At 40.7% G+C, this 25,505-nt stretch carries 22 protein-coding genes, 1 tRNA gene and 1 pseudogene; 21 read left to right on the top strand and 3 right to left on the bottom strand.

Going from position 1 to position 25,505, the window contains the following annotated elements; all coding sequences use genetic code 11:
* Positions 1 to 28 precede the first annotated feature (28 nt).
* Both OZX63_RS07920 and OZX63_RS07915 read left to right on the top strand, forming a co-directional pair.
* A complete protein-coding gene (locus tag OZX63_RS07920) occupies positions 29 to 1,039 on the top strand; it encodes a nitrilase-related carbon-nitrogen hydrolase (protein WP_277142970.1) in 1,011 nt (336 codons plus the stop codon).
* Between the two features lie 4 nt (positions 1,040 to 1,043).
* Complete coding sequence (locus OZX63_RS07915) at positions 1,044 to 1,337, top strand: hypothetical protein (RefSeq protein ID WP_277132011.1); 294 nt, start codon at positions 1,044 to 1,046, stop codon at positions 1,335 to 1,337.
* Between the two features lie 99 nt (positions 1,338 to 1,436).
* Here OZX63_RS07915 and OZX63_RS07910 read toward each other — a convergent pair whose 3' ends face one another.
* Positions 1,437 to 2,366 carry a 2-dehydropantoate 2-reductase gene (locus OZX63_RS07910; RefSeq protein WP_277142968.1) on the bottom strand — a complete coding sequence of 310 codons (930 nt, stop codon included), beginning with the start codon at positions 2,364 to 2,366 and terminating at the stop codon, positions 1,437 to 1,439.
* 182 nt (positions 2,367 to 2,548) lie between these two features.
* Between OZX63_RS07910 and OZX63_RS07905 the strand changes: the two genes are divergently transcribed.
* From OZX63_RS07905 to OZX63_RS07815, 19 genes and pseudogenes are all read left to right on the top strand, one after another.
* Positions 2,549 to 2,836, top strand: coding sequence for a type II toxin-antitoxin system HicB family antitoxin (locus OZX63_RS07905; protein ID WP_277142966.1), 288 nt, complete (start codon positions 2,549 to 2,551; stop codon positions 2,834 to 2,836).
* A gap of 290 nt (positions 2,837 to 3,126) precedes the next feature.
* Positions 3,127 to 3,693 (top strand): aldose epimerase, encoded by a 567-nt coding sequence (locus OZX63_RS07900; RefSeq protein ID WP_277142964.1) that lies wholly within the window; start codon positions 3,127 to 3,129, stop codon positions 3,691 to 3,693.
* A 99-nt stretch (positions 3,694 to 3,792) separates the two neighbouring features.
* A complete protein-coding gene (locus tag OZX63_RS07895; RefSeq protein WP_277142962.1) occupies positions 3,793 to 4,914 on the top strand; it encodes an LCP family protein in 1,122 nt (373 codons plus the stop codon).
* Positions 4,914 to 5,531 carry a glycerol-3-phosphate acyltransferase gene (locus OZX63_RS07890; RefSeq protein WP_277142960.1) on the top strand — a complete coding sequence of 206 codons (618 nt, stop codon included), beginning with the start codon at positions 4,914 to 4,916 and terminating at the stop codon, positions 5,529 to 5,531. The genes OZX63_RS07895 and OZX63_RS07890 overlap by 1 nt, the downstream gene beginning before the upstream one ends.
* A 37-nt stretch (positions 5,532 to 5,568) precedes the next feature.
* The gene (locus tag OZX63_RS07885) at positions 5,569 to 8,538 is read left to right on the top strand and encodes an LTA synthase family protein (protein ID WP_277142958.1); all 2,970 of its coding nucleotides are present in this window, start codon (positions 5,569 to 5,571) and stop codon (positions 8,536 to 8,538) included.
* A gap of 269 nt (positions 8,539 to 8,807) precedes the next feature.
* Complete coding sequence (gene tyrS / locus OZX63_RS07880; protein ID WP_277142957.1) at positions 8,808 to 10,070, top strand: tyrosine--tRNA ligase; 1,263 nt, start codon at positions 8,808 to 8,810, stop codon at positions 10,068 to 10,070.
* A gap of 111 nt (positions 10,071 to 10,181) precedes the next feature.
* Positions 10,182 to 10,511 carry a heavy metal-binding domain-containing protein gene (locus tag OZX63_RS07875; RefSeq protein ID WP_277142955.1) on the top strand — a complete coding sequence of 110 codons (330 nt, stop codon included), beginning with the start codon at positions 10,182 to 10,184 and terminating at the stop codon, positions 10,509 to 10,511.
* A gap of 73 nt (positions 10,512 to 10,584) precedes the next feature.
* Positions 10,585 to 10,785, top strand: a pseudogene (locus tag OZX63_RS07870) (DNA-binding protein); the annotation flags it as partial.
* A 219-nt stretch (positions 10,786 to 11,004) separates the two neighbouring features.
* Positions 11,005 to 11,077: transfer RNA gene (locus OZX63_RS07865), tRNA-Thr, on the top strand.
* A 918-nt stretch (positions 11,078 to 11,995) separates the two neighbouring features.
* The gene (locus OZX63_RS07860) at positions 11,996 to 12,649 is read left to right on the top strand and encodes an HD domain-containing protein (protein ID WP_277142953.1); all 654 of its coding nucleotides are present in this window, start codon (positions 11,996 to 11,998) and stop codon (positions 12,647 to 12,649) included.
* A gap of 1 nt (position 12,650) precedes the next feature.
* Positions 12,651 to 13,055: an NUDIX domain-containing protein gene (locus OZX63_RS07855; protein WP_277142951.1), complete on the top strand. Its 405-nt coding sequence runs from the start codon at positions 12,651 to 12,653 to the stop codon at positions 13,053 to 13,055.
* Between the two features lie 30 nt (positions 13,056 to 13,085).
* Positions 13,086 to 14,165 (top strand): BMP family ABC transporter substrate-binding protein, encoded by a 1,080-nt coding sequence (locus OZX63_RS07850; protein ID WP_277142949.1) that lies wholly within the window; start codon positions 13,086 to 13,088, stop codon positions 14,163 to 14,165.
* A 242-nt stretch (positions 14,166 to 14,407) separates the two neighbouring features.
* A complete protein-coding gene (locus tag OZX63_RS07845; protein WP_277142947.1) occupies positions 14,408 to 15,499 on the top strand; it encodes a BMP family protein in 1,092 nt (363 codons plus the stop codon).
* A gap of 120 nt (positions 15,500 to 15,619) precedes the next feature.
* A complete protein-coding gene (locus OZX63_RS07840; RefSeq protein WP_277142945.1) occupies positions 15,620 to 16,696 on the top strand; it encodes a BMP family protein in 1,077 nt (358 codons plus the stop codon).
* A gap of 66 nt (positions 16,697 to 16,762) precedes the next feature.
* A complete protein-coding gene (locus tag OZX63_RS07835) occupies positions 16,763 to 18,298 on the top strand; it encodes an ABC transporter ATP-binding protein (RefSeq protein WP_277142944.1) in 1,536 nt (511 codons plus the stop codon).
* A complete protein-coding gene (locus OZX63_RS07830) occupies positions 18,291 to 19,412 on the top strand; it encodes an ABC transporter permease (protein ID WP_277142942.1) in 1,122 nt (373 codons plus the stop codon). Before OZX63_RS07835 ends, OZX63_RS07830 begins: the two co-directional genes overlap by 8 nt.
* The gene (locus OZX63_RS07825) at positions 19,412 to 20,368 is read left to right on the top strand and encodes an ABC transporter permease (protein ID WP_277142940.1); all 957 of its coding nucleotides are present in this window, start codon (positions 19,412 to 19,414) and stop codon (positions 20,366 to 20,368) included. Before OZX63_RS07830 ends, OZX63_RS07825 begins: the two co-directional genes overlap by 1 nt.
* Before the next feature lie 9 nt (positions 20,369 to 20,377).
* Positions 20,378 to 21,316, top strand: coding sequence for a nucleoside hydrolase (locus tag OZX63_RS07820; RefSeq protein ID WP_277142938.1), 939 nt, complete (start codon positions 20,378 to 20,380; stop codon positions 21,314 to 21,316).
* Positions 21,316 to 22,683 (top strand): MFS transporter, encoded by a 1,368-nt coding sequence (locus tag OZX63_RS07815; RefSeq protein ID WP_277142936.1) that lies wholly within the window; start codon positions 21,316 to 21,318, stop codon positions 22,681 to 22,683. Before OZX63_RS07820 ends, OZX63_RS07815 begins: the two co-directional genes overlap by 1 nt.
* 59 nt (positions 22,684 to 22,742) lie before the next feature.
* On the opposite strand, the gene OZX63_RS07810 is transcribed toward OZX63_RS07815, so the two are convergent.
* The gene (locus OZX63_RS07810; RefSeq protein ID WP_277142934.1) at positions 22,743 to 24,059 is read right to left on the bottom strand and encodes a C1 family peptidase; all 1,317 of its coding nucleotides are present in this window, start codon (positions 24,057 to 24,059) and stop codon (positions 22,743 to 22,745) included.
* A gap of 93 nt (positions 24,060 to 24,152) precedes the next feature.
* A complete protein-coding gene (locus OZX63_RS07805; protein ID WP_277142932.1) occupies positions 24,153 to 25,475 on the bottom strand; it encodes a C1 family peptidase in 1,323 nt (440 codons plus the stop codon).
* Between the last annotated feature and the right edge of the window lie 30 nt (positions 25,476 to 25,505).

Genomic DNA, 25,505 nt, shown 5'->3' with positions numbered 1-25,505 from the left:
TTATTATTTTTAGGAAAGGAAGTTAACTATGTTAACGACAAATTACGCATTACCTGGTTATTTAAATTTGGTCTTTATGCAAGCCGGTGCTCGGACTCCTGTTTCTGGTTATGTTTCAGAATCTTCAATGAACGAATGGCTTCGCTTTAAGACTGACATTCAAAAGGCAGAAGTTAAGGAATACTTGGCAAGTAAATCTGCTACTGAAATTGCAGAAATGCAAATTCAGGACAACTTGGATCAATTATTTGAGTACATGGACAGAGCCACTATTTCTTATGCTGGTTACCAAATGTTAATCACTCCTGAAACTTACACTCACGGCTTTAGTCCGGTTGCTCACGATTACCCATTGCACGAAAACGACAAGTTTATGAAGCAAATGCAAGATAAATGTGCAACCTTGGGTGTTTGGCTGGTTGTTGGTGCTTACTACCAATTTGAAGGTGACGATGAAGCAAGAAACGTTGCTATCACCATCAACGATGAGGGTAAAGTAGTTAACATTTACTCTAAAGCTCACCCTTGGAACCCAGCTGAACCAACTCACCCAGGAATGGGCGAAGGCTTAATGCCATTTGATGGTCCAGAAGGTGCTAAGATTTCAACAATTATTTGTGCCGATGGTGACTACCACGAAATGTGGGATATTCCTCGGCAAAATGGTGCTAACTTGGTTATTCGGATTTCTGCTTACATGGATCCATACCAAGAAGGAACAATGCTTACTAACCATGAAGCTGCTTACCACAACAACTTCTACGTTGCTTACACTAACTTAGCTGGACGTGATGATGGTTACCAATGGTTTGGTCACTCAGGTCTTTACGCACCAGGTGGTGCACTATTGCAACATTCAGATTCTAAGAATGCTGAAATGTTCATGGCAACCTTCAACCCACGCGAAGCTAGTTTCTTACAAAACTCATCAATGATGGGTGACTTGGGTTACTTGAATGATCACCGTGGTGGTGCAAATCCAAACGCTGGTGACCATGATTACATTGGTTTTAAAGGCTTAGATAGCAGAAAGGACTAATAAGATGGCAGAATACGTTGTTGCACAATACGATGCACATTACTTTGCACAAAGTTACCGCGAAATGCTTGAAAACAGCAAGCGCGGCATGATTAACTTCTTCCCAATCACTAAAGATGAATTAGTTAAGGAAGCTGCAAACATTGATTTACGATTATCTAATTACAAGTCAGTTAAACTAGGTCAAATTATCAGCGAATTTGATGGTCATGATTATCCATCAGCAACTGCTTTGACTCAAGCTTATGTCCGTTGGACAGGCTTGGGCAAGACCAACTTTGACTTAGAAGCAAAATAAATTTCTCTTACATATATACACAATTTTCCTAACATAAACACACTTAAAAAAGCTCCGTAATTCAAATCCGAATTGCGAAGCTTTTTACTTTGATAAAAATTATTTAACGTTTAGCATGCCTTCCTTAGCATGAACCAAGTTGGTAATGCAGGCACAATATGGTGTAGCAACGCCGTATTTTTGTCCCTTACGCCAAACAGCACCGTTAATGTAGTCGATTTCTGTTGGGCGGTGGTTGACTACCAAGTCCTGATACATTGACGGGTAGTGGTCCATTGTCCATGTGCTTTCAACGTGTTCAACCACTTCCTTGCGGTCAAGGTAGATACCTTCGCGTTCGGCAACGTCAGCAAATTCATCAACAATGGTGCGGGTGATTGCGTCGGCATTCTTAGCATGACCAAAATCAACGGTTGTTCCCTCTAATAAGGCACAAACAGAGTTGACTACGCCGTTGACGCAGGCTTTACGCCAAATTGAGTACAGCACGTTTTCACTATAAACGGAATCAATCTTGGATTCATTAAAGACATCAACAACTTTTTGAACTTCTTGTTGACCACTGGCACTTAGACACTGTAATTCTGTTTGTCCATTACCATCAAACTTGGTCTCGCCGGGAGCGGGCATGCTTGCGGCATTCATGGTAACACCCATAATGATATGGTCTTCTGCCACGTATTTTTCGAGTACTTCCTCATGTCCTAAACCATTGAGCAGGCAAAGGATATAAGTGTTGGCTCCGATTACTGGTTTAATACTGGTGAGCATTGAGTCTAGAGCCATTGACTTGGTGAAAACAATGATGAGGTCAGCATTGGTGATTTTTTGAGCAACTTCATCTTGTTTATAAATTGGCATTTTGGCACTCAAAGTTTGCCCATTTACATCAGCTTTAACCCCGTTTTCTCTAACGGCGGCAATGTTTTTGTCCCAGCCATCAATTAGAGTAACATCATTACCGCCACGCTTAAGTAGCAAGCCAAATCTCAGGCCCATTGCACCAGAGCCGGCAATCACAATCTTCATAATATAATTCCTCCACAAAAAAATATTTATTAATGTGTATTTCTTCACTAATTATAATTCTTATGTTAATAATGAGCAATATGATAAATAATTTAAAATAATTTGCAAATTCATGCGGCAAACATGCAGTTTAGGTATATTATGATATTAAGTAATACTATATAGGACGGAGGGATTAGTTAATGGCTCATAGAATAGTAACTTATCCGGCAATTTTTAAACCACTTGGTGATGATGTCTATGTAATTAGTTTTCCTGATGTCAAAGGAGCAATTACTGAAGGCGAGGGTCTGCGCGAATCAATGAAGATGGCTGCCGATACTTTGGCTAGTCGGTTGTATGATAAGGCAGTGCTGCCCAAGAGCACCACGATTACTGAGATTGAACTGGCTGATGACGGCTCATTTGTTGCGCCGGTTTCGGCTGATTTGACCGAGGCGTCACGCGACCGGATTAATTACGAAATATAAAAAAGCACTCCTAATGGAGTGCTCTTTTATTAACTTGTTCCAAAAACTAACTTATAATTCTTGGGAACACGATTATTATATTATATAAAACGCAAGATTGCCATTGATTTGGGCAATAATTTCTTGAAAATAAGCCATTTTTTACCCAAAAATTATTTTTTCTTCCATTATAATGTAATCTTGGTTTAATCAAGGTATTTATTTGATTAAAAAGCCTGGTTTTAAGGCAATAATTGACAGAAGTAGTGTTAAAGTGCTATTTTTATCTGGGAGAAAGTTTGGAGTGAACTATGCAAACAATTGAAAATTCTCTTTTGCGTGTTGCAATTGATGAAAATGGCGCCCAGATGCTTAGTTTGGAAAATCTTAGTAATCAGCGTAACTATTTCAAGCAAGATGCTGCGCAGGAGAAGTTGTCGGTTGTCTTTTCAGATGCGAATCAAGGTGAAAACTTGGCAGAGCTCTTACCTTGGACCGTTGTTGATAAGGGAGACGCGCGTGTTAGTTTGGCTTTGATTGATGATGCGGCAAGCTATAAGAAGTTTCCGTATCATTTTGAGATGATTTTGACTTATGCACTTGAAGGCAACCACATTGATCTTAAATGCTATTTAAAAAACAACTCACACAAAGAAATGCCATTTTCCTTGTCCTTTGTTTTGCCGGTAATTGCTGGCTGGACAGTTAAGGAAAGTGTCAACGAAGTTGAATTAACTAACCAAGAGGCAACTATTAAGTTAAATTCTGCCAATTTTGCTTTAGCAGTTAAAGGCCAGCAGGTAGTTGCTTCAATTGCTAAGAGTTTACTAGCAGGAGATAGTAATAACGAGTTCCAGCTGACTTTAGCGCTTAGCTAAAGATGGTAATGATTTTAATAAGAAGTTGCGAGCAAACCAGCATCGGTTTGCTTTTTTTGCTATAATACACTCATTGTTAATTAATATTTGGGTAAGAAAATGGATCATAACGATAATCGCCCGAGCAAGAGTCGGGTAGAATTGCATGCCAAAGATTATCATCGGCGGCGACAAGTTTGGGCTTGGTTAATAAGTATTGTTGCGGTTGCTGCTGTTGCAGCAGCTGCTTATTCGGCATATGTTTATTATCGAACCAAGACAGCGGTTGATAATACGTACGACAGTAATAACCAAGTACAAATTAAAAAAGGCGAATTTAACGGTAAGAAAAAGTTTGCTGTTTTACTACTTGGAACCGATACGGGAGCACTTGACCGAACTGAAAAAGTTGGTAATACGGATACAATTATTCTAGCGGTTGTTAATCCGCAGAAGAAACGGTACACACTGATGTCGGTTCCGCGTGATACAATGGCACAGATGGTTGGTGCCCAGCAATTTCAGGTTGAGAAGATTAACGCGGCCTATGGTATTGGCGGCGCTAAAATGACAATGGCTAGTGTTTCGCAGCTAATTAATGTGCCAATTAAGTACTATGCCTTGGTTAATATGAAGGGAATTATGCGTCTTATTCGCTATGTTGGCGGGATTAACGTCCGGCCGACGCTTAGTTTTGAATACGGCGGCTATATTTTTAAGAAAAATCAATTAACCCACATGGGTGGTGGCGGTGCACTGGCATATTCGCGGATGCGCTATGATGACCCGCAAGGAGACTACGGCCGGCAAAAGAGGCAGCGTCAGGTGATTACGACTTTGATTAAAAAGGCTGTTTCGATTAGCACATTAACTAAGCTGGATTCTGTCTTAACGTCAATCTCTGGCAATGTTAAGACTAATTTGCCGTTTAAAGCTCTTGAAGAAATCGCGCTTAATTACCGTGGCTCAACGAAGAATGTTAAAAATGACTATCTCCACGGGCACAACGCAACGATTGCTGATGCTTCTTATCAAGTGCAATCAACTAAGGAACTGCAACGGGTTTCTGACTTTTTGCGTGGCGAACTGGGGCTAACCTTAATGCCAATCAGCAATAATGAGACTTATCAGAATAAGCGTAATACTGCTGGGGGTTTTGACTTTTCTGATCCAGCCACGCAGGATTATACTATTTATCAGGATTATCAAGAGCAAAATTCACAGGAGGAAGATGATAATTAATGGCACGCTTGTGGTCAATTTTAATTGGTTATGTACTGGGAAATTTGCTTGGTGCAATGCTGCTGGGGCGGTTTGTCTTTCACCAAGATCCAACTAAGGTTGGTTCTGGTAATCCCGGGACAGCTAATGTTGGTGCTGTTTTTGGCAAAAAATGGGGCATCATTACTTGCTTAGGTGATTTTTTAAAAACCGCCGTGGCACTGCTGTTAGTTGCTAACTTTTTCCCCGGACGCGTTAACTTGGCTTATGCAGGCTTAGGCTTGATTTTGGGGCATTGTTTCCCAGTTTTAAATAAGTTTAAGGGTGGCAAGGGTGTTGCCGTAGCTGGATTATTTGCTTTAATCTATGATTTTCCAGCAGGTATTGTTACCTTACTAATTGCTTTAGTTTTAATGATTATCATGAAGAACTTAACGGTGCCGCCGCTAATCTTTATCTTTTTGTTTGCTTGTTATGAAATGACGAAGATTAGCGAAGTTGGGATCATCCTATTAGTAATTGGACTAATTATGGTGTTTAAGTTTAGGCATGATCTTCGGGACTTTTTTGCAGGTAAAGGTAAAAAGGTTGACGTTTTATACTCAATTAAGAAAAAGTTGGGTATAAAGGTACAATAGATAAAATCAATTTTTAGTGAGGATAGATACTAGAAACATGAATAAAAATAAAAAAACGTTAAAGACTGTGCAGATTATCTGTCTGCTAGTTGCGACTTTCTTCATGCTAGTACAAATGTTTAACTTGAAAGGTATTGCTTCAAGAGCGCACTTTTCATTTATTCGGTTTATGCCGAACATGTTGTACCACGCGACAATAATGATTGTACCAATGGTCTTTGGCGCTGTTTACAGTAAGAAAAAGCAACGTGCAAGCGAAAGCTTTAGGTATTGGCTGCTTGGAACAGCAACATTAATTATTTATTACCTGTTGTTTTTTATTATTTCACCAAGCCACTTTAATATGTGGCGCGTGTGGGGAATGCTCTTTCCAGTTATTACCAGCACGTCAGTTTTGTTTGCCGGGTTAATTTTTAGTTTATTGGCTCAGCCATATCTATATGATTTACAGCATCAGTTAAGTGACAAGCAAAACCTGCTAGTGTTGAGCATCTTAACGGTATTAGGTTTTGCTTTAAGTGCTGGTAATTTATCTTTCCAATACTCGATTTACGGCTTGTATTTGATTTTGTTCTTTGCCTGGGGGATGTTCCTAGCTAATGTCAAAATTAGCAAAAAAATGTTGGGACTGTCTCTACTTGTCGGCATTGTTTCTTTCTTTGTCGTTTTAATTGGTGTTCCGGGATTTGACGCCGTTTATTGGTCACAGTTAATTGCCGGTAATGGTGGCGATTGGAACAGAGAGTTTTTGAATAATCCTTCCTCACCATTTATGTTCTTAATGGTTGCAGCTGCTTTTTTGCTTTTCAAAAATGTAATTGTGACCTTTAGTGCACGCGAAATGCGCTACTTTATTCCAGTAATTATCTTCATGGATGCGCCGATTTCAGCTAAATTTATGAAGGTCTTTCTGTTTACCAATTCTTCAACAATTAATAAGCTCATCATGATTGTGTTGATGATGTTGATTGCTTGGGGTTGGTACTTTATCTTGGACCGCTACTTATTTAAGTGGCACCCATTTGCACAGGTGATTGATTATCTCAATCATGAAACTAACTTGGCTAATGTCTGTGCAACCGCACTAAGCCACGTTACTAAATGGATTGTTACTAACCGCGTTAACCTGTTAACGTGGGCTTGGTTCTACATTTTAAGTTTTGCGTCTTTCTTAATTGAATCCGATAATTTACGAATTCAAATTAGTACAGCCAAAAACATTAATGCAATTGTTTATCTTTTGGGAACGAAGTTCTTTGCGATTGTTTTAACAACCATCTTCTTAGATGCCATGTTCTCAATCATTTACTTCATTACCACGCGGTACTGGACGTCTAACATGCTGGTCAGCATCATCGTGCTTGGCTGGGCTGTTGCCAATAAGATTAAGATGAACTTGCGCGGCGAGCCAATTTATCCAACTGAAATCAGTGAAATCGTTAACTGGAAGACTTTACTGCCAATGGTGGGCAAGAATTTGGTAATTGCCATTTTGATTGCTCTGGTAGTAATAATTATTCTGGATGTCTTTTTAGAGAAAAAGTATCCAATTAAGAAGCGTGGCTCATGGAAGCGGCGTGGGATTTGGGCACTGCTCAGCTTGTTATTGTTCTTAACACCTCTGCGGTTTAATCACGATGATGGCTTTATTTATTACATTAATCTTGGCTTTGATAATCATCAAAAATTCCGTAATCCTGAACGTGATATTCAGGTTAACGGGCCACTGCTGAACTTCTTGAATTATATTGACTTGCAGATTATGGATCAGCCAAGTGGCTATTCAGCAACAACAATTAATCACTTAGATCAAAAGTATGCCAAGGTTGCGGCTAAGATTAATAAGACGCGGAAGAATGACATTAGTAAGCAAACGATTGTCTTTAACCTGAGTGAAAGTTTTGTTGATCCATATACCTTCCCAACAATTAAATTTGATCGGGATGTGCCAAATCCAGTTAAGTTCATTCAATCAATGAAGAGCCGTTCAACTTATGGCTCGATGCTTAGTGCTGGTTATGGTGGTGGTACAGCCAACATGGAATGGGAAACGTTGACAGGTTTGAACATGGGGATGTTTAAGTCGACGCTAACACCATACGTGCAAATTGTGCCAAATCACAAGTTCTACCCAACAATTGGGATGAACTTTGATTATAAATCTGCTATTCACCCGTTTATTGGTAGTTACTATTCAAGAATTGGTGACTATCGGATTTTCAAGTTTAATAAGTTTGTTTATCTAGGTTCAGGTTACAAGGTTATTGACCAGAAGAAATTAGGTCACAGCAGTTACAACTCTGATTTCACTACTTATGCTAATGGTTTGCGTCAAATTAATGCACGCAAGGGTGGTCAGTTCATCAACCTGATTTCAATTCAGAACCATATGCCATACAATAATTGGTATCCAAACAACGAATATATGGGTAAGATTACCGGTGACTTGTTCAAGACTGCCGCAGATCGTGAACAGATGGCAACTTACGTCAAGGGAACACAGTATACCGATAAGGCAGTTAAGAAGTTTATTAAGCAAATTGATAAACTTAAGAAGCCAGTCACTCTGGTCTTCTATGGTGACCACTATCCAAGTATTTTGTCACAAAGTTACACAGCGAAGTATCCAGTGCAAATGCATTCAACGCGCTACTTTATTTACTCGAATAAGTATGCCCGTGAACATGGTGCCAAGATGAAGTTGTCGACTAAGGCAAATAGCTATGTTAATAGTAGTGACTTTATTGCCATGATGTTGCAACAGACTGACTCAAAGGTCACGCCATATCAAGCATTGCTAACAGAAGTTCATAAGAAGTTGCCAGCAATTACAATCAACTTTGCTGGTGATAAGGGCTTCAACTTAGTTAACCGTAAAGGTGAAATGGTTGATCCAAAGACGTTGACTAAGAAGCAACAAGAATTGCTTGCCGATTATGAAATGGTTCAGTATGATATGACTTCTGGTAAGGCATACGGCTTAAAGGCTAAAGGCTTTTACAAATAATTAAAAAATAATGTTGACTAATTAATAAAAAATTAGTATTATTCATTTATCATAGTGAAGTAGCACCTCGATTCAGCGATCAGAGAACTAGCGGTTGGTGTGAGCTAGACAGGTCGAGGGTGACGAAATACGAGTTGGGTGGTTCCCGTAAAGACCAAATAAGACGCTGCAATTGGCGTAAACGTGGGTGGTACCACGGCTAAAAAAGTAATTTAGTCGTCCCTAGATTCGAATTGAATCTAGGGGCGTTTTTTGTTGGAGGAATATAAATGGCAAACTTTGATATTTTAGAAGATTTAAAATGGCGTGGTGCTATTAATCAAGAGACTGACGAAGAAGGTTTACGTAAATACTTAAAAGAGCATGATGACTTAGCCTTGTACTGTGGTACTGACCCAACTGGTGATTCCTTGCATATTGGCCACTTAATTCCCTTCATGATTTTGAAGAGATTTCAGCTTGCTGGTTACCATCCAGTAATCGTTATCGGTGGTGGTACGGGAACAATTGGTGACCCATCAGGCCGTAAATCAGAGCGGACATTATTGAGTGCCGAAAAGTTACACCAAAATGAAGTAGCTTTAACTAAGCAAATGGAAAAATTGTTTGGTACAGAGAACTTCGAAATCGTCAATAATGCTGAATGGCTGGACAAGCTGACCTTAATTGACTTTTTGCGTGATTACGGGAAGCATTTCCAAGTTAATAACATGCTTAATAAGGATGTTGTTGCCAGCAGATTAGAAAATGGGATTTCCTTTACCGAATTTTCTTACCAGATTTTGCAAGCGATTGACTTTAACGAGTTGAACAAAAATCATGGTGTCCAAATGCAAATCGGTGGTAGCGATCAGTGGGGCAATATTACGGCCGGAATTGATTTAATTCATAAGTTGCAAGGCCCAGACAGACAAGCCTTTGGTCTGACCATTCCATTGATGCTAAAAGCCGATGGTACCAAGTTTGGTAAGTCAGCTGGTGGTGCTGTTTGGCTTGACCCAGAAAAGACTAGCCCTTACGAATTTTACCAATTCTGGATTAATCAAGATGACCGCGATGTTGTGAAATACTTGAAGTACTTTACTTTCCTAAGCCATGAAGAAATTGATGCTTTAGAAGAAGCAACTAAGAAGGAGCCGTGGAAGCGGGCTGCACAGAAGAAGTTGGCTGAAGAAGTAACCAAGTTTGTTCATGGTGAGGCTGGCTTAAAAGAAGCCCAGATGATTACGGACGCTCTATTTTCCGGCGACATCAAGAACTTATCTGTTAAGCAAATTGAAGAAGGTTTAAAGAGTGCCCCAGCTGCTCAAGCAGACAGCAATGTTAAAAATATTGTTGACTTCTTGGTTGAAACCAAGGTTGAGGATTCCAAGCGTCAGGCACGTGAAGACATCAAGAATGGCGCGATCTATATTAATGGTGATCGTGAACAATCTGTTGACTTTGATGTTGACCCAGGCAAGGCATTTGATGGCAAATACGTCATTGTGCGCAAGGGTAAAAAGAAGTATACATTAGTTACAATTAAATAATAAAACAGGTATTCCTAGTGATAGGGATACCTGTTTTTATAATGATAATTATAATCTGATAATGTATAATTGAAGAGTGCTTAGTTAGCGAATAATATAAGGAGAATAATAATGAATACAGAACAAGTTTTGGTAACAACGACAGAGCAGATCCCTGGTAAAAAGTATGAGGTTTTAGGTGAGGTCTTTGGCTTAACCACACAGTCTAAAAATATGCTTAAAGATTTCGGTGCTGGCTTAAAATCAATGGTTGGTGGTGAGATCCGTAGTTATACTAAAATGCTAGAGGAGTCTCGTACACAGGCTTTAGAGCGATTGCGCCAAGCAGCTGCTGAAAAGGGTGCAGATGCGGTTGTGATGATGCGTTTTGATTCCAGTTCAATTGCCAGCGATATGCAATCGGTTGTTGCTTATGGCACAGCAGTTAAATTTGTAGATTAAAATATAATCTGAATAAAAATAAGGCATCTCCAGTTTAAGAGATGCTTTTTTGTGTAATAAAGGGAGGTCAAGCATGGCTAATGATGTAATCATGTACAATACTGAAGATGGTAAAACTAAAATTGAGCTACATTTACGTAATCATATGGTTTGGCTATCACAGTTGGAGATTGCTGAATTATTTCAGACTTCAAAGCAAAATATTAGTAAGCATATTAAGTCAATTTTAGCTGATAGAGAACTTGATGAGAAAGTGGTTGTCAACTATCAGTTGATGACCACTCAACATGGTGCCATTAAAGGGAAAATTAGCCGTAAAAGTGCAAATGAAAAAGTTGATAATGAGTTTAAAAAGTATCAGGACAAGCATCATGAAGTAACAAGAGTGGATAAAGATTACTTTGATGCATTAACTAAAAATGTAAAGCAATTAAAGAAATAATTCTTTAAAAGCATTCGCTGCGAACGAATGCTTTTTTGGTATAATGATATTGCCACTTTAGCTCAGGAGGTAGAGCACCGCCGTGGTAAGGAGGAGGTCCCCAGTTCAAATCTGGGAAGTGGCTTGAAAATGGCACACGGTTTTTAGCTATGTGCCAGAAAAAATTTGGAGTGAAACAGTTGTTGAAATGGCGGGCTTTAAGCCTGCTATTTTTTATGTCAAAATAATATTTTATAAAAGCTATATTCATATAAAAATAATTTTGCTATAATTAAGAAACGTAGAAAAGTTAAAAAGGGCGGTGGCTACCGTTTGAAAGAAGATGATGCTTATGGCATTTACTGGACTAATACTCCAATCTCTTAATAGAAAGGTCAGTCACTTGTGAGTGGTTACGAAGTAGCAACGATTGTGTTGCTATCAGTTACATTTCTCGTTGATTTGTTGACATATATCGACAATCGCAAGAAATAATTGCGAACAAAAAACGCCCTGAGAAATTAACTTGACAGTTACAGGGCGAATTGTTTATTTAAACATCGTTCAGTAGCCACCGTCCTTTGAAGACGGCTCTACGTAGAGAAGTCCTATTGTCAGTAGGGCTTCTTTTTAGTTACAACGATATTATAGCATGTGCATTAGAGGTAAGCAATTTAATGTTCACAATGGATAATTATCAAATTGCTTAGGAACAATTGCATCGTGTTGCTATCAGTTACATTTCTCGTTGATTTGTTGACATATATCGACAATCGCAAGAAATAATTGCGAACAAAAAACGCCCTGACTAATAACTTGGAATGTTACAGGGCGTATTGTCAAAAATATAGCCAGTAGCCACCGTCCTTTGAAGACGGCTCTACGTAGAGAAGTCCTATTGTCAGTAGGACTTATTTTTAGTTACAACGATATTATAGCATGTGCATGAATAGTAGGCAATTCAAAACTCACAACAAATAGTTTCACTCATAAAGAAAATACTTGGTCTATAAAATTAAATAAGCTAGAATTATAGTATTAAATAATAGAAAGGAAAATTAAATTGGATATAACTGAAGTAATCAACTTTGTCAAACAGCAGCTTAAGGATGAAAAAACAGGCCACGACTTTTATCATGGTCGGCGGGTGGCCCATTTAGCTAAAAAAATGTACTTGCAAGATAATCCCAGTGCCCATCAAGATAGTCGTATGGTGGCGATTATTGAAACTGCGGGATATTTACACGATACAATTGATGAAAAAATTTGTGTTGATCCAGAAGTTGTGCTGGCGAATATTAAAGAATTATTGCCGCAAGTTGGCTTTACAGCTTTAGAAATCAAGGATATTTTGTTTACCATGCAGCACATGTCGTTTTCGCAAAATATTGAACATCATTATCAACTGCCAGTTTCAGGACAATACGTTCAAGATGCCGATCGCATTGAAAGCTTGGGTGCAATCGGGATTGCTCGTGCCTTTACCTATGGTGGTGCGCACGGCAATTTGATTTATGATCCAGCGATTAAACCGCAAAAGCTAGTTAGTCATGATCAGTATCGTCAGCATCAGGAAACAACTATTAATCACTTTTACGAAAAATTATTTCAGTTGGAAGATTTAATGAATACTGCCGGTGGCAAAAAAGAAGCACATATTAGAACAGAATATATGCGTAATTTTGTTAACGAATTTATGCAAGAATGGGATGTGTAAAATGCGGGCGAGAGTTGTTATTTATAATCATCAATCGCAAGCCGTGCTCCTAATTCACCGCTTGAAGAATGGCCGCGATTATTGGGTCGTTCCCGGTGGTGGCGCTGAGGGACAGGAAACACCTATTCAAACAGCAATCCGTGAAATACGTGAAGAATTACAGATAGTATTAACACCGGATGAGTTGCACCAGCTGTTTGTCTTGCAGGAGCAAGAGCGCGAGGTCTTTTTCTATGCGGAATCAACTCAAGTAGCCACACCTGATATTAGTGGCGAGGAAGCAGAACGCGCAAGTGCAACCAATGTCTATTTACCAACTTGGGTAAAGGTTAATAACTTGCCACAGATTGATTTAATGCCGCCAGAAGTAAGTGGAAAAATAGTGGAATTTTTTAATAAAAATTAGTCTTTAAAATAAAATTCAGGAGGATAACGGATGAAGAAAAAATGGCAGCGATGGTTATCCTTAAGTGTAATTGTCCTTGGAATAAGTGTGGTTCTGACGGCTTGCTCAGGTAAAAAGCAGGATAATGCGACTGGTACAAACAGGAAAAACAGCATTGCTCTGATTACTGACAGTAGCGGCGTTGATGACCAATCATTCAATCAGGCAGCTTGGGCTGGTTTTACAGCTTTTGGCAAGGAACACAATTTAAAGCGGGGCAGTGGCTACCAGTATTTTCAATCAAATAGTGCGGCAGATTACACACCTAACTTTAATCAAGCAGCTAGCTCGGGATACCAAACGATTTTTGGTGTTGGTTATGCACTAAAAGACTCGGTTAAAGCAGCAGCGCTGAAAAATCCCAAGAAGAATTTTGTCATTATTGACGATGTGATTACTGGTCAGAAAAATGTCGCTTCGGTTACCTTCAAAAGTAACGAGGCTTCATATTTAGCGGGGATCGCGGCAGCTTATACGACTAAGACAAATAAGGTTGGCTTTGTTGGTGGTGCCAAATCAAGCATCATTAATTCCTTTGCGGCTGGTTTTCGGCAAGGTGTTCAAGCTGGTGCAAAAAAGCTGCACAAAAAAATAACAATAAATGTTGAATATATTGGAAACTTTACCTCGACAGATAAGGCAAAAGCAATCGCTCAATCGCTGTATTCAGATAAATGTGACATTATTTATCAAGCAGCAGGAACGGCCGGCAATGGCATTTTCCAAGAAGCTAAGGATTACAACCAAACGCGACCTGCAGCCCAAAAGGTGTGGGTAATTGGTGTTGATGTTGACCAAGCAACTTTGGGTAATTACAAAACCAAAAATGGTCAGAAAGATAACTTTACTTTGACTTCGGTTTTAAAGGGGTTAGGCGTTGCGACTAAGACACTGGCTGATGCGGCTGCTAAAGGCAAGTTCCCTGGCGGTCAACATTTAGTCTATGGCTTGAAGGATAATGGCGTTTCAATCACCAAGGGCAATTTAAATTCCTCAACTTGGGCCGCTGTTCAAAAGCAACGCACGCGAATTATCACTGGACAAATCAAGGTGGTTAATTCAGCTAAATAATTTTTTATAGACGCGAAAGCGTCTTTTTTCTTTGGTCAATTTTACATAAGTCGACAAATTTAGAAAAATTTTCAAATTGTGCTTTGAAGCATACAAAAATTATGGTGTGATTGACTTAGAGCGAGTTCTAGACCAATTGACAAATCCCAATAAATCAACACTTTATCTTGTGGGTAGACTTTGACATAGCCACTAAATGTTGTTATTTTAGTAACTGGAAGAATTGTTTGAGAGGTAATGACATGAGTATAAAGTTTAAGAAAATTTGTTCGACAGCAGCACTGATTTTTTCAGCTGGTGTGATGCTAACAGCGTGTTCTGGTAAAAAGCAGGGTGGCAGTGGCAACACAGGCGATAGTGCTAAGCATTCCATTGCGTTAGTAACAACGGCAGCTGGAGTTAACGATAATTCGTTTAACCAGTCAGCTTGGAATGGCTTCAAGGCGTATGGGAAGCAACATAATTTACAGCGCGGCAAGAATGGCTATCAGTATTTCCAATCAAGTAGTGATGCCGACTTTGTTCCTAACTTTGAGCAAGCCAGCAAGGCAGGTTACCAAACGATTTTTGGAATTGGCTATAACTTAAAGGATGCTGTCAGTGCAGCGGCTAAGAAGAACCCGAAGAAGAATTACGTTATCGTCGATGAAGTAATCAACGGTCAAAAGAATGTTGCTTCGGCTAACTTTAGAAGTGAGCAGGCCGCATATCTAGCCGGTGTTGTTGCCGCTTCTGAGACCAAAACCAACGTCATTGGGTTTATCGGTGGAGTTCGCGGTAACATTATTGATCTCTTTGACGCTGGCTTTACCAAAGGTGTTAATGATGAAGCTAAAAAGCTGCATAAAAAGATAACTCTTTTAAATCAATATGCAGGCAGCTTCACCAGTGCGGATAAGGGTAAGGCGATTGCCCAATCAATGTACGCTAAAAAGGCCGATATTATCTTCCATGCATCAGGTTCTACTGGTGATGGGTTATTCCAAGAAGCAAAGTCAATTAACCAAAACAGACCAGCTTCTAAGCGTGTCTGGGCAATTGGGGTTGACGTTGACCAATCATATCTAGGTAATTACAAGTCAAAAGATGGTAAGAAGACTAACTTCGTGCTGACTTCAGTAATTACCGGCGTCAATATCGCCACCCAAGATATTGCTAATCGTGCGTATGAAGGCAAGTTCCCTGGTGGTCAACACCTTGTTTACGGTTTGAAGACTAACGGTGTCTCGATCAAACGTGGCCAGATTAGTCCTACTGCTTGGAAGAACGCGCAAAAGGCGCGGACGCAAGTGATTAATGGCGAGATCAAGGTGCCAATTCACCCGGCTAAATAGTTCGTGTTTTAGCTAGAATAAATCTAATTTATACCAAAATAAAAAATATTTCTATTGAATTTGCACATTTTTAAGATAAAATAATTATATATAGTTCGTAAATTTATAGGAGGTAGAAAATTGAAGCGTAAATTTAGGAATATTCTGGCTTTAGGAACAGTTGTGGCATCAGTTAGTCTTGTTTTAGGTGCATGTTCCGGTAAAAAGCAGAGTTCTGGTTCTCAAAGCAGCAAGGGCAGCATTGCCTTAATTACCGATAGTAACGGGGTTGATGACCAGTCATTCAATCAAGCTGCTTGGCAAGGCTTTAAAGATTATGGCAAAGAGCACGGATATACTCGCGGTAAAGGCTACCAGTACTTCCAATCAAGCAGTGCATCTGACTTTACACCTAACTTTAACCAAGCTGCTAAGTCTGGTTACCAAACGATTATTGGTGTTGGTTACATGCTAACTGATTCGGTTAAAGCAGCAGCTAAGAAAAATCCTAAAAAGAACTTCGTCATTATTGATGATGTGATTTCAGGACAAAAGAATGTTGCTTCTGTTACTTTTGAAAGTAACCAGTCTTCCTATCTTGGCGGGATTGCAGCAGCTTATACAACTAAGACGAACAAGGTTGGCTTTGTCGGTGGTGCGAAATCAAGCATCATTGATAAGTTTGAAGCTGGTTTTAAGCAAGGTGTCCAAGACGGTTCTAAGGCATTGCACAAGAAGATTAAGGTTTCAACCGAATATGTTGGTAACTTTACTTCAACTGATAAAGCCAAATCGATGGCTCAATCAATGTACGCTAACAAGACCGATATTATTTTCCAAGCTGCAGGTGCAGCCGGTAATGGTGTCTTCCAAGAAGCTAAGGACCGCAACCAAACACGTCCAGCTAACCAAAAGGTTTGGGTAATGGGTGTTGACGTTGACCAAGCTAACTTGGGTAACTACAAGACTAAGGATGGCAAGAAGGCCAACTTTACTTTAACTTCAGTTTTAAAGGGACTTGATGTTGCATCAAAATCATTAGCTGATGATGCATATGATGGTAAATTCCCTGGTGGTAAGCACCTGGTTTATACCTTAAAGGGCGATGGTGTTTCCCTGACACGCGGCAACTTGTCTGCTAAGACTTGGACAGCAGTCAACAAGGCCAAGGCACAGATAATCGCAGGAAAAATTAAGGTTAATGAAACGGTTAAATAATTAATAATTGAAAACTCTTTGTGGTAAGCAAAGAGTTTTTTAACAAAAAGGAACTCAATAAGCAAAATGGAAAATGTTACGAACGTAATTGAGATGCGCCATATTGTCAAGGATTTCAATGGTTTTAAGGCTAACGATGATATTAATCTGGTCTTGCATCATGGGGAAATCCTGGCTCTACTTGGTGAAAATGGTGCGGGCAAGTCAACCTTGATGAGTATTTTATCAGGACTACTTGCGCCAACAGCTGGTGAAATTTTGGTGCGGGGACACCGCGTTAATGTTAAAAACCCAACGGTTGCCAAAAACTTGGGTATCGGGATGGTCCACCAGCACTTTATGCTCATGAATTCCTTTACGGTTTTAGAAAATATTATTTTGGGTCACGAGACAACTAAGGGACCAAAATTAGATTTGAAAAAAGCACAAACGCAAATTGAAGAATTATCTAAGCGTTACGGCTTGAACGTTGACCCTAATAAAAAAGTCGGCGAGATTACTGTGGCCCAACAACAACGGGTGGAAATCTTGAAGGTGTTGTACCGTGGTGCTGATATTTTGATTTTTGATGAACCGACGGCAGTTTTGACCCCGCAAGAAATTACGGAATTTATTCAAATTATCAAAGAGCTTGCCAAAGAGGGCAAATCAATTATTTTAATCACGCACAAGTTAGAGGAGATTAAGCGGGCAGCTGACCGCGTGACCGTTATTCGCGCTGGTAAAAGTGTCGGTACCTTTAATGTTGCCGATGTTACCGACAATAATTTAGCCGAATTAATGGTCGGCCGCCACGTTAACATGCGTCTAACGAAGCCGGAAGTGGAATTAGGTAAGACTATTCTTGATGTAACTAACCTGCAAATTAAAAACAAGCAAGGAGTTGCGGCACTTAAGGGTGTGACTTTTAACTTACGCGGCGGCGAGATTCTGGGTGTTGCTGGAATTGATGGTAATGGTCAAGATGAATTAGTTGAGGCGCTAACTGGCTTGCGTCACGTTAATGCTGGCAAAATTATGATTAATGGTCGCGACATGACCAACCAAAAGGTGCGCAAGATTACGGAAAGTGGCGTGGCGCACATCCCTGCCGACCGACAAAAATATGGCCTAATCTTACCATTTACAGTTGCCGATAATTTGGCCTTGCAGAATTATTATCAGCAGCCATTTTCTCGCCATCACTTATTGCACCGTGATGTTATCAACCAACATGCGCAAAAGTTGGTGGAAAAGTTTGATATTCGGACTACTGGCATTAATTTACCAGTTAGTGATTTGTCTGGCGGTAACCAGCAAAAAGTAATTATTGCGCGGGAGCTCGACCGTGATAGTGATTTAATTATCGCTTTCCAACCCACGCGAGGATTAGATGTTGGTGCGATTGAATATATCCACAAGCAGCTATTGCAGGAGCGGGCGAAGGGTAAGGCAATTTTGCTAATTTCATATGAATTAGACGAAATCATGCAGTTATCTGACCGAATTATTGTGCTCCATGATGGCAATATTTCTGGTGAAGTTAAGCCAGAAGCAACTAGTGATGAAGAATTAGGCCTGTTAATGACCGGAGTTAAGAAAGAAGGCACTACTCTTGCTTAAAGTAACGCCCAGAACCAAAAGAATGTTAGTACCAATTATTTCAATCCTTGCTGGGTTTTTAATTGGTGCAGTAATTATGTTAATTTGGAATTACAATCCAATTCAGGCATATTCATCAATGTTTGCCAGTGCCTTGGGCAACATGAATGGGATTGGTGAAACAATTCGGGAGGCAACGCCGCTGATTTTTACAGCGATTGGCTTTGCGATTGCTTCCAGTGCCGGCTTTTTTAATATTGGGTTACCAGGTCAAGCACAGGCTGGCTGGTTAGCTTCAATTTGGGTGGTTTTAGCTAATCCTAATTTACCCAAAATTGTCTTGTTGCCGTTAGCGATTATTGCCGGAATTATTGCCGGCGCAGTTGTTGCTGGGATTGCCGGTTGGTTGCGGGCTCAATTTGGGACTAATGAAGTTATCACTACAATTATGCTTAACTACATTGTGCTTTATTCATGTCAATACTTGATGCAGCAGATTATGTCGAGTCGTTTGCGGATCGACACGGACACAACGAAGACGATTGCGGCTAATGGTAGTTTAAAGATTGATTGGCTGAGTTCCTTCTTTGGTGATTCACGGATTAATGCCGGGATTTTTTTAGCATTAATTGCAGTTGTCATCTACTGGTACTTAATGAAGAAAACAACCACGGGTTTTGAAATTCGGTCGGTTGGGGCTAATCCCTATGCCAGTCGTTATGCTGGGATGTCCACTAAGAAGAACATTATGTTGTCGATGCTATTATCAGGCGGCTTTGCCGGACTTGGCGGTGTTATCCAAGGTTTAGGAACCTACCAAAACTACTTTACGCAGACAACAAGTTTGGACATTGGCTGGGATGGTCTGTCAGTTGCCTTGCTTGGTGGTGGCACTGCAATTGGAATTTTACTGGCGGCACTGCTATTCTCAATTTTGAAAATTGGTGGCTTGGGGATGCAGACGATTGCTGGTATTCCTTATGAAATCGTCTCGATTGTCATTGCGGCAATCATTTTCTTTATTGCTATTCAGTATGTGATTGGGCGCTTGTTTAAAAATAAGCAGGCTCCTGAAGCAATTGCTGTTAAGAAAGAAACTCAAGTGAACGTAGCAGATAACGGGGGACAAAAATAATGAGTTTGGTAGCGATTTTATCTTTACTAGTGTCATCGACTTTTGTCTATTCGGCACCACTGATTTTTACCGCATTGGGCGGCGTTTATAGTGAAAACTCTGGCGTGACTAACATTGGACTTGAAGGAATTATGACTATGGGTGCCTTTTCGTCAATTGTTTTTAACCTGACCTTTGCTGACAGTTTTGGCAAACTAACGCCGTGGTTAGGTGCGTTAGTTGGCGGAATTGTTGGGCTGATTTTTTCACTGCTCCATGCGGTAGCGACAATTAACTTTCATGCTGACCATATTATTAGTGGTACGGTGCTTAATCTAATGGCGCCGCCACTCGGCGTTTTCTTGATTAAGGCAATCTATGATAAAGGACAGACGGCAAACATTAACCAAAGTTTCGGCTACTTTTCGTTTCCAGGCTTGGCTAATATTCCGGTGCTTGGGCCTATTTTCTTTAAAAACACGTCTGCACCGGCTTGGGCGGCAATTATTGTAACTATTATTCTGTGGTGGCTGCTCTATAAGACGCGCTTCGGCTTACGTCTGCGCTCTTGTGGCGAAAATCCGCAGGCTGCTGATACCTTAGGCATTAATGTTTATGGTTTGCGGTATGCTGGTGTTCTGATTTCCGGTTTTCTTGGTGGTATTGGCGGCGCCATTTTTGCGGAAGCAATTTCTGGGAACTTTTCTATTTCCACGATCGTTGGGCAAGGATTTATGGCCTTGGCAGCAGTTATCTTTGGTAAGTGGAATCCAATTGGGGCAATGCTGGCATCATTGTTCTTTGGCTTTGCCCAGAGTATTAGTATTATTGGTAACCAGTTGCCGTTTTTCAACCATATTCCTGCTGTTTACATGCAGATTGCGCCATACGTAATCACGATTGTTGTGCTGGTGCTATTCTTTGGTAAATCAGTTGCACCCGCTGCTGATGGGCAGAATTATATTAAGTCAAAATAAGGAGAAACTATGAAACAAATTTATTTTAACCACGATGGCAACATTGACGATTTAGTCTCATATTTATTGTTGTTGCAGGCACCGGATATTCAGCTATTAGGTGTTGGTGCGATTGACGCCGACGGTTATGTTGATCCTGCCGTTGAAGTTTGCCGGAAGATGACTGACCGCTTTAATCTGCGTGGTGACAAGTTAGAAGTCGCCAAGTCAGACTCGCGAGCAGTTAACCAGTTTCCGCAAGAATGGCGCACAGCGTCGTATTCCTTTAATTATTTACCAATTTTAAATGAATCCGGCAAGATGATCACTAAGCAAGCAAAATTACCAGCTCATTTGGACATGATTTCTAAGCTAAAAAGTGCAGTTGAACCGATTACCTTAGTTATGACGGGACCATTGACAGACTTAGCAAGAGCACTAGATGAGGACCCAACAATTGAAGGTAAAATTGCCAAGCTTTACTGGATGGGTGGCTCACTTGATGGTCACGGCAATGTCGTGATGGTTAATGCCGATGGCACGCAGGAGTGGAATGCCTATTGGGACCCGCAGGCTGTCAGCCGGGTGCTTGCATCACACATTCCAATGCAGATTGTGGGGCTTGAAAGCAGCGAGGAATTACCACTGACTGATGAACTGCGGATGCACTGGGCAAGTTTACGCAAGTATCCAGCAATGGATTTAGTTGGTCAGGGTTACAGCTTGTTAGTTAATCCGCCGGTACAAACTGCCCAGCTTTATTTCTGGGATGTATTGACCACGATTAGCGCTCTGTATCCTGAAGTTGTTTCTAAAGTTGAGCAACGTAAGGTACGCGTCATTACTTCAGGCATTGCACAAGGACGGATGGAAGACGATCCTAATGGCCGTGAAATCACTCTGGTTACTGAGGCAAATAAGGAGCTGTTTTTCAAGCGTTTTGACGAGTTATTGGAGCAAAGCAAATAGTGCAACGGCAAAAACTTGTTACTTCAATTGTGGCAATTGGATTACTTAGTTTTTTAGGAATTGTAATTGAAACTTCACTGAATATTGCCTTTCCAATGCTGATGCGTGAGTTCAGCTTGTCTGCCAGCACGGTCCAATGGCTAACAACGGGCTATATGCTAGTAGCGACAATTTTGATTCCATTTGGTTCCTTTTTGCGCCGCCGCTTTCGCGCACTCAACATTTTTCGCGTGGCGGTTGTTAGCTTTCTCATCGGGACAGGCTGTGCGGGTCTAGCAGCAGGCTTTCCAATGATCTTATTTGGCCGCCTGCTAGAAGGAATTGCGGATGGTCTTTGTCTGCCGTTAATGTTCTCAATTATTTTAGAGCAAGCTCCGAAAAAAGCTGTCGGCACCTTTATGGGCATTGGCAGCTTGGTGATTGCCTTTGCGCCAGCCGTGGGGCCAGTCTACGGCGGTCTTGTCCTAAAATATTGGTCGTGGCACCAGCTGTTTTGGTTAATTATGCCAGTAATCATTTTGACATGGCTGCTGGGCGAGGTTAGCATTACTCAAGTTAAAAAGCCGGAGCATTTGCCGTTTGATCTGCAAGGCGGGGCATTATTGGCGGTCTTACTGACAGCTACACTATTGTTGGTGGTCAGTGTAACTTCAAGCGGTACAAATTGGTTATGGCAATTACTGCTGCTAATTATTGCGGTAATTAGTTTGATGTTGTTTATCAAATATGAACAAAGTAAAGCAGTTAAATTGCTGGATTTGTCATTATTTAAACGTCCTACCTTTGTGACCTTTTTAAGTGCATTCTTTTTACTGCAATTGTTGTCACTGGCGATGTCTTACTTAATACCGAATGTTTTACAACTGGCATTTAAGGAATCAACAGCTGCAACCGGGCTGCTAGTTTTGCCGGCAGCATTTGTGGATGCAGTGCTGTCTGCGGTTGCTGGCCTCATTTATGATCGCGTTAGTCACAGGTTGCCAATAATCGTTGGGACGGGGATTATTGTCTTGACATTTGGCTTGGCAAATATATTAACTCCCAGTGTTATCTTGCTGGCTGTGATGTATGTCATGTTTATGATTGGCCTGGGGCTAAGTTACAGCAATATCATGACATTAAGTTTGGCTCAATTGCCAGAATCGGTTGTGGATGACGGCAATGCCATTTATATGACTGCTCAAAGTTATTCGGGAGCAATTGGCACGGCACTTGCGGCGTCGCTGTTAACGATGACGCAAAAAGGGGATGCAGCACTTGCAGTCGGGACATTGCAGGGACTTAAACTAAATTTAGCGGTTTTTCTGCTTCTGGCACTAGTTGTATTTTTCCTGTGCATTAAGTCGGTATCTAAATTAAAAAAATAAATCAACAAAAAAACGAGATTCAAAAAATGAACCTCGTTTTTTTATAAATCTAATGTGTTTTAGGCCAAAGAATCCCAAACTGGCAAGTCAGTGATTGGGCCTTCAGCTAAAGCAACTTGCTCTGGCGTTAGGTACTTCTTGTGAACAACAACTTCATAAGTATATTGCTTAAACCAGTCATTAGTCATTACAAAGAATCCTTTGTCGCCGTTCTTTTCGCCCCAGGAATTTTCAACTTTCCATTGGCGAATGTGGCCGTTATCCTCATCAACACCAACCAAGGTCATGGCATGCGTTGAGGCAGCAGCACCAGTGCGCAGTTGGTCGGCCTTGGACATCTTGGAATCAATACCAAACAAGTCGTCTAACTGGTACAAGTTGGTGTCAAGGTAGCCTTGCTTACGGTCGCTTTGCTCGCCAACATCATTACCAAACCAAACGGCTTCGCCATCTTTTAATTGGGCAACAGAAGCTTGCTCAAGATATTCCATTGGGACGTTCAGGAACTTAATCCGGTAGGAACCCTCAACGTTATCTTCAAATGGTAAGCCGTATAATTTGCCGTATTCATGGTCAGGAGCGTTAGTTAAAACAACATAGTCGTCAAAGTCAACGTCGCCCATATATTTATGTAAAAATTCAAGCGGTGTTAAGTCCTTATCCAAGTGATACTTTTTATTGTCATCACGGTATTCCAAGTCAAATTTCTTTGGTGGCTCACCAACAGCAATTGCTGTCATTTGGTAAACTTCACTTAAGAATTCTTGCCGTTTTTCTTCAATTTCTTCATCCTTGCCAGCTTGCTTTAAGTCGCGTAATACTAAGGCATCCTTGCGCATTTTGTCACCTAAGGCTTTAGCAAAGGCATTCGTGTTATTAGTGTTGAAACTTTCTGGCATTGCGTATGTTGGCACTACACCATATTTTTTAATTAATGCTGCAGCCATGTGGAATTGACCGCCATCTTCGCCGGCATCATTTAAATAAGCCTTAACAGTCCGTGAGTCGAGTGGCTCATCTGCAGTGGCTAAAATGTTGTCGTAAAAAATATTGGCGCGCTCAATTTTATCCCAGAAAAAGTTGTAACTTTGTGAGAAGGTGAAATTTTTAACGTGGTATTTTTTACCAAAGTTGTGGCGCAAAATATTTAGCGTCGCAAATTCCCAGCAACGACCAGATTGGCGCTGGTTAGTGACATTTTCCGTATCTAATTCTGTTGAAAAGACCCGGGTCAATTCACCTTGTACGCGTTCATTATATGAAGCCATCTGAACACCGCTCTTTTGAGCAGCGCGAGCAACGACTTGGTTTTTCGGATTCTCGTTAAAGTTGTCAGCGAACTTTTCGAGTTCTTGCACAGTTAATTTGTGTCCCATTTCTGTTCTCCCTTTTTAATCTTTTTTGAATTACTCTTTAATTTTAAGCTAAAAGAAAACCGAGTTCAATTGCTGAACTCAGTTTTTTATTTATTAGCCTAATGGGTCCCAAACTGGCAAATCTTCGGCAATTGGGCCTTCTGCTAGAGCCAGTTGTTCTGGTGTCAAATACTTTTTGTGAACAGCAACTTCATAAACGTAGTCGTTAAACCAGTCATTGCTCATCACAAAGTAGCCGTTCTTACCAACTTGGTCGCCCCAAGAGTTTTCAACTTTCCAGCGGCGCACTTCGCCTTGATCTTCATCAACACCAACAAAAGTCATGGCGTGTGAGAAGTTAGCTTCGCCTGTTCGCAAGCGATCAGCCTTGGACATCTTTAAGTCAACATCAAAGAGGCTGCCCATTTGGTAAAGTTGCGAGTCGAGGTATCCTTGCGGCCGGTCTAATTCGTGCAAAACATCGTTGCCAAACCAGACTGCTTCGTCATCCTTGAGCTGCTTAATTGTTGCGTCTGCAAGGTAGGTCATCGGGACGTTGAGTAGCTTAATTTCGCATAAGCCAGCCACATTATTATCGGCAGAATAGCCGTACAATTTGTTATATTCATGGTTAGGTGAATTTGTTAAGACAACGTAGTCGTCTAAGTCGAGGTCGCCAAGATACTTTTGGTAGAATATTTGCGGCGTTAGGTCCTTATCTAAGTGATACTTTTTATTGTCATCACGGTATTCTAAGTCGAATTTCTTGGGTGGCTCGCCAACAGCAATCGCCGTCATGCGGTAAATTTCACTTAAAAAGTGGTCTTGTGCTTCTGCAGCCTCGGTGTCTTTACCAGCTTGCTTTAATTGGCGCAATACTAAAGCATCCTTGCGCATTTTTTTGCCTAGAGCCATCTTCAAAGCATCGGTATTGTTGGCGTTGAAGCTTTCTGGCATTGCGTAACTTGGGACGACGCCGTACTTTTGCACTAAAGCAGCAGCTAATTGCCAATGGCCGCCGTCTTGACCAGCACTTGCCAGATACTTGCGCACAGTTCGTGAGTCGAGGTCTTGGTCCGCCGTTTTAATAATGTTGTTATAAAAAATATTGGCGCGTTCGATTTTATCCCAGAAAAAATTATAACTTTGTGAGAAAGTAAAATCTTTGGTGTGGTACTTTTTACCAAAGTAGTGACGCAAAACATTGAGAGCAGCAAATTCCCAGCAGCGTCCGGAATGCTTTTGTGCTGTAACTTGGCCGACATCAAGTTCTGTTGAGAAGACGCGGTTAAGGTCATTGCTGGCTTTTTGTTCATTATAGGAAGCCGCGAAAATGCCACTCTTTTGGGCAGCACGGGCAATAACCTGATTTTGTGGTTGCTTGTTGAAGTCAGCAGAATATTTTGCCAATTCTTGAAATGAGAGTTGATGGTTCATTAAATAATGCTCCTTTTTTAATTAATTATT

It is taken from the genome of Lactobacillus sp. ESL0700 (assembly GCF_029392095.1).
Classification (GTDB): Bacteria; Bacillota; Bacilli; order Lactobacillales; family Lactobacillaceae; genus Lactobacillus.
The sequence above is the reverse complement of the archived record's forward strand: the minus strand, read 5'-3'. Positions and strand labels throughout refer to the sequence as shown.